The organism is Pseudomonas sp. SDT291_1_S447, from assembly GCF_054070155.1.
On sequence record NZ_JBSVXS010000156.1, the window covers coordinates 1 to 9,930 of the forward strand.

A 9,930-nucleotide genomic window follows, 5' to 3' on the forward strand; every position below is an offset into this window, starting at 1 on the left:
AGTTACCAATTGGTCGACTGACACACCGCTATCGCGAGCAGGCGAAGGCCTACATTGTTCCGTGTACAGGTTACTTCTTGTGTTGCTCTACGAATTGTCCGTACGCATTGATAAAACTCTGCAGAAAAGGTTTCACCGTTTCACTCAACTTGCCCGCCTCATCAAACGCCGAACCCGCCCCGCCCAGATACGCTTCCGGCTGCTGCATACACGCCACATTGAGAAACACGAACGACTGGCGCAGATGCTGGTTGGCACCGAAACCACCAATGGCACCCGGCGATACACTGATCACCGCCCCCGGCTTGCCACTCCAGACGGCCTTGCCATAAGGCCGCGAACCGACGTCGATGGCATTCTTCAGCGGCGCCGGCACCGAACGGTTGTATTCGGGCGTGACAAACAGCACCGCGTCGGATGAACCCACTTTTTGTCGAAAAGTGCTGTAGGCTGCCGGCGGTGAATCGCCGTCGATGTCTTCGTTATAAAGTGGCAGATCGCCAATTTCGACAATCTCAAGCTTGAGGTTCGCCGGGGCCAGCTCCGCCAGCGCCAGGGCGACTTTGCGATTGATCGAAGCTTTGCGCAGGCTACCGACCACTACAGCGACGTTGTAGACATTGCTCATGGAAGAACTCTCGATGGTCCGTGGGAGGAGCCCGTAGTTATAGATGATCCGGTGACGATTCCACCAGCACCCGAGGTAAATTCCCGCGTGTTGATTATTTTTTTCCTGTAGGAAAACTTACAGGCCTTGATGGCGGTCTACCAAGCCGCAAATCAAGCGTTTTATCTCCAGAGGTTCTAAGCAGATGGCAGCAGTACTGGTCGGTCAGTTCCATGCAAGAGATGCGGAAGGCCGCGTTTATTCCGTGCATGAGTTCCAGGAATCCAACCCGTCGGCAGACGGTTCCACTGGCTCGGAGCCGATTTACAAGTTGGCCATTGGCGATCGCGTCAACAAGGTCAACGAGAACGAGTTTCTCCTGGTTCAGTCAGGCATCACCCTGATCCGCGAGCCCGAGCCAACCGTCGCTTCATAACTGGCCGTTATGAGCAGAAGTCATATGCGCAGACTTGGGGTAGGATTCAGCCACTGACCCCACCTGCTGAACATGGACTTCACGCATGCGTTTACGTCATATCGAAGTGATTCAGGCGCTCTTGCAGACCGGTCACCTGGGCACCGCGGCCGAATGGCTGCAGTTGCCGGTGACCGAGGTCGAAGAGCGTTTGCGCGAAGCCGAGAGTCAGTTGGGGTTCATGCTGTTCGCCAGCGTGCGAGGGCGCCTGCAATCGACGCCCGAAGCAAGGGCGTTGCAGGTGGAAATCGCTCACGTTTATGAAGCGTTGGAACCCGTGCAACGGCTGGCCAGCAGCCTCAAGCAATACCTCGCCCCGCCCCTGCGCATCATCGGCACCCCGCCGCTGGCGCAACAATTACTCCCGCAAAGTCTCGCGGCCCTGCGCCGACGCCTGCCGGATGCACCGTGCAGCCTGCTCAGTGCGCCGACCCGCGATATCGTTCGCAGCCTGTTGTTGCGCGAAAGTGATCTCGGTCTAAGCCTGCACGACCCCGAACATCCCGACATTGATTGCCAGCCATTGGCCCAGGGCAAGCTGCAACTGCTCGCGCCCCACGGCTGGCTGCAACCGAAACAGAAATACATTTCCCTGCAGGATCTCGCGGGCCAGGCCATGGTCGGCCTCGAAGGCCAGGACCCATTGAGCCCGGCACTGGAAAACAAACTCCAGGCGTTGCGCCCGGCGCCGAGCATCCAGACCCGCGTGCAAACCCATCAGATGATGCGCAGCATGGTCGAGGCCGGCGAAGGCCTGGCCATCGTCGACCCGTTCACCGCACTGGGCGCGCGCGCCGCCGGGCTGGATGTCTGCCCGCTGTCGCCAGCCGTGCCGATCAGCCTCTACGCGCTGACCTTCAAGCACGCCGCGCCGTCGGCGGCGATTCAGACGTTACTGGCGATCATCACGGAACAAGCCGAGGCGATGCTGGCGAGCTGAGCGCGTTCTCCAGCGGATTATCGAACAATCGATACCAGAACAACGCCACTTCGGCGGTGTTCGGATCAATGCCGCGATAGCGCAACTGGTCCACGCCACCAATCACGTAACCACAACGCTCATACAATCGACAGGCGCCGAGGTTGTTGTTCTGGGTTTCGAGCATGATCCCCGGCAGCTTTTTCTTGCGACTCCAGAACTGCGCGACATCGAGCAACGACTTGGCCACACCATGGCGCCGGGCCGGCGCATGCACCGCCAGCTCATCGATATGGGCGAAGCCGTTCCAGTTGGTGCTGATGACCAGATGGCCAACCGGCTCATCATCGAGATACGCCATGAAAATCGCGCTGTCCGGCGCGTTGTGGAAAGCGCTGAACTCTTCCGGATCAATGCCGTAGCATTTGCGGTACGGCACGATCGGCGTCACTCGCCATTGCTCGACCGGCTGACCAATGACGGCGGCGCCATAAGCAGCGACTTCGAAACTGAAGTCGCTGCCCCAGATATACGGCGCAAAGCCTTCATCGGCCACGCGCACCGACAGCCCTGGGTATTTCGGATTCATGACCGGTTGCATACTGGGAAAAGTCCTCATTCCTTGACGCAATCGACGGTGTACTGCCGTCCATTGCCTTCATCTTCGTGCTGCAATCCATGCACATCCGCGACGAAACCGGGGAAGCTGCTATCGAACGTGCGAGCAAATTTCAGGTAATCAATGATCGAGCGGGTCGATTCGGTAAAGCGTTCGCCGGGCATGATCAATGGAATCCCCGGTGGATACGGTACTAGCATGACCGCAGCAATCCTGCCTTCCAGCTCATCGATCGGCACCGCCTCTACTTCGCCGCGCACCAGATGATCGTAGGCGTGAGCCGGTTTCATGGCAATTTCCGGAAGCACGGTGTACATGCGCTTGAGATGTTTGGCCGTGGCGTTGCTGCGATAACAGGCGTGCAACTGATCGCACAGATCGCGCAGGCCCATGCCGCGATAACGCGCGGTGTCTTCTTGCGCCACGCACGGCAGGCAAGTTTCCAGACGCACGTTGGCATCGTAGCTGCGTTTGAATTCGAGCAATTCGGTGAGCAGCGTGCTCCATTTGCCTTTGGTAATGCCCATCGAGAACAGCACCAGAAAGGAATACAGGCCGGTTTTTTCGACAACCAGTCCACGCTCCCAAAGAAACTTGCTGACCACCGCCGCCGGAATCCCCTTCTCGCTCAACGCACCGCCGGCGTTCAGCCCCGGCATCACCAACGTGACTTTGATCGGGTCGAGCAAGACGTAATCGTCACTGACCTCGCCGAAGCCGTGCCACTCGGCGTCCGGCTGCAATAACCAGTCTGCGGTCTGCACGCGGTCGATGCCTTCGACACCCGGCGGCTGCCAGATCGAAAACCACCAGTCATCAGCCGCGATGTGCTGGCGCAGATTGGCCAGCGCACGACGGAAGCTCAGCGCTTCGTCAAAGGTTTCCTGCAACAGCGAACGCCCGGCCGGGCCCTCCATCATCGCCGACGCCACGTCCAGCGAGGCGATGATGCTGTACTGCGGTGAGGTCGAGATGTGCATCATGAACGCTTCATTGAAACGGTCGCGATCGAGTTGCCGGGCACCGCCGTCCTGCACATGAATCATCGACGCCTGACTGAACGCAGCGAGCAGCTTGTGCGTGGAATGCGTGGTGAATACCAGCGGACTGTCTTCGCTGCGCGAAGTAGCCATGCCGTAGCGCCCGGAGAAAAACTCATGAAACGCCGCGTAGGCGTACCAGGCCTCATCGAAATGCAGCACTTCGACGCTGTTGCCAAGACTTTGCTTGATCAGCTCGGCGTTGTAACAGAGGCCGTCGTAGGTCGAGTTGGTGACCACGGCGAGTTTGACTTTCGGCGCACGGCCCTTGGTCAGTGGGCTGGCGTCGATCTTCGCTTGAATCGATTCGCGGCTGAATTCGCTCAGCGGAATCGGCCCGATAATCCCCAGCTCGTTACGCTCTGGGCACAGGTACAACGGAATCGCGCCGGTCATGATGATCGCGTGCAATACCGACTTGTGGCAGTTGCGATCGACCAGTACCAGATCGTCGCGCGCGACCATCGAGTGCCAGACAATCTTGTTGGCGGTCGAGGTGCCATTGATCACGAAAAAGGTGTGATCGGCGCCGAAATTGCGCGCTGCACGCGCTTCCGCTTCAGCGAGCGGCCCGGTGTGATCAAGCAGCGAGCCGAGTTCCGGCACCGACACCGACAAATCCGAACGCAAGGTGTTTTCACCAAAGAACTGATGAAACGCCTGCCCTACCGGACTCTTGTGATAAGCCACCCCACCGCCATGGCCGGGGGTGTGCCAGGAATAATTGGAGTCGGCGGTGTGCTGCACCAGCGCCTTGAAAAACGGCGGCAGCAAACCATCCAGATACTTGCGCGCCGCCCGCGCGACTTGCCGGGCGAGGAACGGCACGGTGTCTTCAAACAGATAGAGAATGCCGCGCAGTTGATTGAGCTCGGCCATGGCATCGGCCGGAGCATTTTCCAGAGTGACTTGCTCGCCGAGGGCAAAGATCGGCAGATCCGGTGCCCGCACCCGTGCCAGACCGATCAGTTCGGCCATGTTCTGCAACAGATGCGAGTTCGTACTGGCGTCCTCGGCGGCAATCAGCATGCACGCGAGGCCATGGTGGGTGGATGCCACCAACCGCCCTTCGGTGTAGTCGATGGCCGAAACGATATTGAAACCTTCCTGCTCCAACTCCCGGGCGATGCCACGGATACGGTCACCGGCGACCGTGTCGGCCTTGATGTCGCGATGGACGATCAACACCGGGAACTTCAAATCTTTGTACATGAGGCTCAGTGTCCTGAGGCGGCGGCGCAATGTCTGCCAATGCACTCAGGGTAGAGGGTTGCAGCGAAAGTGGCGAGGGTGGCCAGTTGGCTTCATGCCGCCAAAAACAAAAGATCGCAGCCTGGGCTGCGATCTTTTGGTCTTTCAAGCCTGCGCGTCGGCTTCGGCGATCTGCGTCCACATCGCCGGTCCACCGGCAGACTTGGCGATAATCTCCAGCCGTACCAGATGCGCCGCCAGTTCATCTTCCGTCGCACGAATGATCCGCGCAGGCTGGCGATCGGCCGGCAAGCGACGAATCTCGGTCGCCGAGTTGTCCGCGCCCTCACCCGAGCCATTGCCATCCGACGCGTTGCCGGCCAGCGACAGACTGGTCTGGCCGCCGGTCATGGTCAGGTAGACGTCGGCAAGAATCTCCGAGTCGAGCAAGGCGCCGTGCAGTTCACGGCCGGAGTTGTCGACGCCATAACGTTTGCACAACGCATCGAGGCTGTTGCGCTGCCCCGGGTGACGTTCCCGGGCCATCATCAGGGTGTCGAGGATCGAGCAGTGCTGGGTGATGTCGGCGCGATCCTGCTGGCCCATCAAGGCGAATTCGTTGTTGATGAAGCCAACGTCGAACGCCGCGTTGTGGATGATCAGCTGCGCGCCTTTGATGAACTCGAAAAACTCATCGGCGACTTCGGCAAAGCGCGGCTTGCCGACGAGGAATTCGTTGGTGATGCCGTGAACGCCGATGGCGCCTTCATCACTCTCGCGATCCGGTTGCAGGTAAACGTGAAAATGCCGGCCCGTCAGGCGTCGGCCGATCAGTTCGACACAGCCGATTTCAATGATCCGGTGACCATCGGTCACCGGCATGCCGGTGGTTTCGGTATCGAGTACAACGGATCTGGTGGCCATCAGTGTTCAGCTCTCAACGGGTCGATCTTGCAAAAAACGCGGATGTTAGCACGCTCGGCGGGGTGTTTCAGGTGGACCGTGTCGCCCCATTCGCGAGCAAGCGCGCTCCCACAGTGGATTTATGTTGTGAACACGATCCAGTGTGGGAGCGAGCTTGCTCGCGAATGGCCGCACCACGGTTCAGAAGCGAAATCAGCTCTGCTTGTAACCGCGCACTTCATCCACGCCACGGTTCGCCAACTGGTCCGCCCGCTCGTTACCGTGATGGCCAATGTGCCCACGCACCCATTTCCAGGTGACCTTGTGGCGATTGACCTGCTCGTCCAGCTCTTTCCACAGATCAGCGTTTTTCACGGGTTCTTTCGCTGCGGTTTTCCAGCCACGCTTCTTCCAGTTGGCCATCCACTCGTTGATGCCCTTCATCACGTACTGCGAGTCGGTCACCAGCAGCACTTCACACGGCCGCTTCAAGGCTTCGAGGCCACGGATCGCGCCGAGCAGTTCCATGCGATTGTTGGTGGTGTTGGCTTCGCCGCCCCACAGTTCCTTTTCGACGCCCTTGCACACCAGCAAGGCGCCCCAGCCGCCCGGGCCGGGGTTGCCCTTGCAGGCACCGTCGGTGAACAGTTCTACGGTGTCGACGCTTTCAACGCTTTCGCTCATGCCACTCTATCCAGAAAAATGCCTGTCTTGCCGATCACGGATCGACAATGACCGAGGCCGGGACAAACCCGGCCACAAATAAAAGAAGGTTTACGGTTCGATGCGCCGGCGATTGACCTTGGCCATCGGCAGCGGAATCAGCTTGCCCATAGGCTCGCGACGTTCCTGACGTAACGGCCGCAGCCCGACCACGATCTTGCGCGCAACCAATAAATAGAAGCCGCCGCCCGACAGTTGCCAGTCACCGGCCTTGCGTTCCCAGCCGGCCAGACGGGCCTGCCACTTGGGTGACGCGAGCGGCGGACGATAGCACCCGAAGCGGCGTTTCTCCAGCGCAAAGCCGAGCAGATTGAGCCAGTCGGCGACCCGCGACGGCGAGATGCAGCGCGCCTTTCGCAGGGCGTCGTGAGCGAAAACATGGCGCAAACCCCAGGTGCTCCAAGGGTTGATGCCGATGATCAGCAAATGCCCGCCGGGACGCACGCTGCTCGCCGCTTCACGCAGCAATCCGTGGGGCGACAGGCAGAAATCCAGACCGTGCTGCATCACCACCACATCGGCGGCATGCTCGCTCAGCGGCCAGGCCTGCTCCTCGCAGACGATCTCGACCCCGGGCAACGGTGCACCGAGGCGCACATTGCGCTGCACTTGCGGCGCTGCCGGCGGAGTTTCGGCCGATGGCCCGTAATGCACCAGATAACCGCCAAAGAATCGGCCCAACTCGTCTTCGAGCATGCGCCGCTCTTCATCGAGCAGAAATTGCCCGAGCGGGCCGGACAGCCATTCACGGGCTGCACCGATCAGAGCCAGCCAGTCAGGATCAGCCTGTGCGAACGCTTTATCACTCATCGCATTCTCCAAAGCGCCAGGAACTACTAAGATGCGCCAATGTTTTCCGCTTGGCGAATTCCGACGATGATACAGATCAGTGCCCTGCCCGCGTTCACCGATAACTACATCTGGTTGTTACAGGATCACCGCACCCAGCGCTGCGCGGTGGTCGATCCCGGCGATGCCGCGCCAGTGCAGGCATGGTTCGAAGCGCACCCAGGCTGGGTGTTGAGCGATATCCTGATCACCCACCATCACCATGATCACGTCGGCGGCGTCGAACGCCTGAAAGCCGCGAGCGGCGCGACCGTTTACGGCCCGGCCAGCGAAAACATCCCCGGGCGCGACGTGGCGCTCAAGGACAACGACAAAGTCAGCGTGCTTGGCTGGGACTTCGACGTCTATGCGGTGCCCGGTCACACCTTGGGACACATTGCCTACTATCACCACGGTCTGCTGTTCTGCGGCGACACGCTGTTCGCTGCCGGTTGCGGCCGCCTGTTCGAAGGCACGCCGGAGCAAATGCACCACTCGCTCAGCCGCCTCGCCGCGTTACCGGAAGATACGCTGGTCTACTGCACCCATGAATACACCCTGAGCAATCTGAAGTTTGCCGCTGCCGTCGAGCCGAGCAACCCGGACATTGCCGCCCGTCTGGAAAAAGTCACCCAGCAACGGCAAAACGGCGTGATGACCCTGCCCTCGACCCTCGCTCTGGAAAAGCTCACAAACCCGTTTTTGCGTACCACTGAAACATTAGTTACACAAAAAGTGGACGAACGGGCAGGCGCTCAAAACCGGGCGCCGAGTGAGGTATTTGCGGCTCTGCGGGCATGGAAAGATACGTTCTAAGTGACCCAGCACTTGATACAAAAATTCTGAATGGTTGACCTAGGGGGGTGCGCTTTCTAGAATCGCCCGACATTTTTGCCCGGAACTTACTTCCAGCCAATGTCGTCATCCATACGTAAGTCCGTCAATTCAGACGCATTGACCCGCCTGGCGCAAGCCATCGCGGTGGCTGTGTCCGCCACGCTGGCGGGCTGTTCCAGCCATGCTCCGCAGACTGAAGCGACCCATACGCCGAACATTGCTGCGCGAGCCAAGCAGAAGCCGATCTGGCTGACCGAAAAGCCCAGCCCACAGGTTCCCCAGGACATCTGGGAACGCATGCGCCAGGGCTTTCAGCTGCAGGAAGGCCTCGGCGTCAACCCGCGCATCGAGCAACAGCGCCTGTGGTTCGCCAGCAATCCCTCTTTCCTCGAGAACGCCGGCGAACGCGGCAGTCTCTATATTCACTACATCGTCGAACGCCTCGAAGAACGCAACATGCCGCTGGAACTGGCCCTGTTGCCAGTGATTGAAAGCGCCTACAACCCGATGGCCTATTCCCGGGCCGATGCTGTAGGGCTGTGGCAGTTCATTCCGTCCACCGGGCGTTACTTCAACCTGCGTCAAACGCGCTTTTACGATGGCCGTCGCGATATCACCGCGTCGACCACCGCAGCGATGGATTACCTGACCCGCCTGCACGATATGTTCAACGGCGACTGGCTGCTGGCCCTTGCCGCGTACAACGCCGGTGAAGGCACGGTTAGCCGCGCGATCGAGCGCAACGAAAAGCTTGGTTTGCCAACCGACTACTGGAACCTGCCGCTGCCGGCGGAAACCCAGGCGTACGTGCCGAAATTGCTGGCGCTGTCGCAAGTGGTCCTGGCGCCGGAAGCCTACGGCGTCAATCTCAACCCGATCGCCAACGAACCGTACTTCCAGGTCGTCGAAATCAACCAGCGCATGGACCTGTCCAAGGTTGCTGCGGTGGCCAATATCGACGAAGACGAACTGTTCCAGCTCAATCCGGCCTTCAAGCAACGCACCACCATCGACGGTCCTCAGCATCTGCTGGTGCCAACGTCGAAGGCGCAATTGCTCACCGCCAGTTTGCAGACCATGCGACCTGACGAGCTGATCAGCCCGCGCTCGCTGAAACCGGTGTTCGAGGGTGCTGACCCATCGGAAGTGGCCAAGCTCAAGCGTGCTTATCGCGTGAAGCGTGGCGACAACCTCGGCTCCATCGCCAAGGCCAACAAGGTCGAAGTCAAGGATCTGCAGCGCTGGAACAAGCTGACCGGCAAGAACCTCAAGGTTGGCCAGACGCTGGTAATGCAAGACACCAGCAAGCGCGCTCCGGCACGCAAGTCTGGGCGCGTCAATACAGTGATTGCGGCCAACAGCAAGAGCAAAGGCAAGGACGACAGCGCGCAGCAGACCCAGTACAAGGTCAAGCGCGGCGACACGCTGTACGTGGTGGCCAAGCGTTTCAACGTTGAGATGCAGCATCTCAAGCGCTGGAATCCGGGTGCGGGTAAAGCACTGAAGCCGGGGCAGATGCTCACGGTTTATCAGCCGCACTGATGAAGAGCCCCTGAGATTTCAGGGGCTTTTTTTTGGATCAGGTTTTTGTGGTGTGCTTTAGATCCATCCCCCTCACCCCAGCCCTCTCCCCCACGGGGGGCGAGGGGGAAAGGGAGCCGATCTCCGTGCTGTGCAGTGGTCAACTAATTCCGGACACCTCGATAGGTGGTTTTGACGCCATCGCCCGCTCGTAAACGGTCGGTGGCAGATATCCCAGTTTCGAGTGCAGCCGTTCGTTGTTGTAAA

General features: G+C 59.7%; 10 protein-coding genes. 4 read left to right on the forward strand and 6 right to left on the reverse strand.

The window, feature by feature from the left end; all coding sequences use genetic code 11:
- Positions 1 to 70 precede the first annotated feature (70 nt).
- Positions 71 to 628: an NADPH-dependent FMN reductase gene (locus ACW9IR_RS26755; protein WP_457465630.1), complete on the reverse strand. Its 558-nt coding sequence runs from the start codon at positions 626 to 628 to the stop codon at positions 71 to 73.
- 184 nt (positions 629 to 812) lie between these two features.
- Between ACW9IR_RS26755 and ACW9IR_RS26760 the strand changes: the two genes are divergently transcribed.
- Positions 813 to 1,043 carry a hypothetical protein gene (locus ACW9IR_RS26760; RefSeq protein ID WP_095118425.1) on the forward strand — a complete coding sequence of 77 codons (231 nt, stop codon included), beginning with the start codon at positions 813 to 815 and terminating at the stop codon, positions 1,041 to 1,043.
- Positions 1,044 to 1,128: 85 nt separating this feature from the next.
- Positions 1,129 to 2,022, forward strand: a complete 894-nt coding sequence (locus tag ACW9IR_RS26765) for a LysR family transcriptional regulator (RefSeq protein ID WP_457465632.1) — start codon at positions 1,129 to 1,131, stop codon at positions 2,020 to 2,022.
- Here the strand turns inward: ACW9IR_RS26765 and ACW9IR_RS26770 are convergent.
- The 5 genes from ACW9IR_RS26770 to ACW9IR_RS26790 form a co-directional block, all read right to left on the reverse strand.
- Positions 1,988 to 2,602, reverse strand: coding sequence for a GNAT family N-acetyltransferase (locus tag ACW9IR_RS26770; RefSeq protein ID WP_457465634.1), 615 nt, complete (start codon positions 2,600 to 2,602; stop codon positions 1,988 to 1,990). The genes ACW9IR_RS26765 and ACW9IR_RS26770 overlap by 35 nt on opposite strands.
- 14 nt (positions 2,603 to 2,616) lie before the next feature.
- Positions 2,617 to 4,872: an Orn/Lys/Arg family decarboxylase gene (locus ACW9IR_RS26775; protein WP_102899183.1), complete on the reverse strand. Its 2,256-nt coding sequence runs from the start codon at positions 4,870 to 4,872 to the stop codon at positions 2,617 to 2,619.
- Positions 4,873 to 5,016: 144 nt separating this feature from the next.
- Complete coding sequence (gene dnaQ, locus ACW9IR_RS26780; protein WP_457465636.1) at positions 5,017 to 5,775, reverse strand: DNA polymerase III subunit epsilon; 759 nt, start codon at positions 5,773 to 5,775, stop codon at positions 5,017 to 5,019.
- 192 nt (positions 5,776 to 5,967) lie between these two features.
- Positions 5,968 to 6,438 (reverse strand): ribonuclease HI, encoded by a 471-nt coding sequence (gene rnhA / locus ACW9IR_RS26785; RefSeq protein WP_007910572.1) that lies wholly within the window; start codon positions 6,436 to 6,438, stop codon positions 5,968 to 5,970.
- A 90-nt stretch (positions 6,439 to 6,528) separates the two neighbouring features.
- Positions 6,529 to 7,287: a class I SAM-dependent methyltransferase gene (locus ACW9IR_RS26790; RefSeq protein ID WP_038366031.1), complete on the reverse strand. Its 759-nt coding sequence runs from the start codon at positions 7,285 to 7,287 to the stop codon at positions 6,529 to 6,531.
- A 66-nt stretch (positions 7,288 to 7,353) separates the two neighbouring features.
- Between ACW9IR_RS26790 and gloB the strand changes: the two genes are divergently transcribed.
- Entirely contained in the window at positions 7,354 to 8,121 is a 768-nt protein-coding gene (gene gloB / locus ACW9IR_RS26795; protein ID WP_457465639.1) for a hydroxyacylglutathione hydrolase, read from the forward strand.
- Positions 8,122 to 8,220: 99 nt separating this feature from the next.
- Positions 8,221 to 9,684, forward strand: coding sequence for a transglycosylase SLT domain-containing protein (locus tag ACW9IR_RS26800; RefSeq protein WP_102899186.1), 1,464 nt, complete (start codon positions 8,221 to 8,223; stop codon positions 9,682 to 9,684).
- Positions 9,685 to 9,930 lie beyond the last annotated feature (246 nt).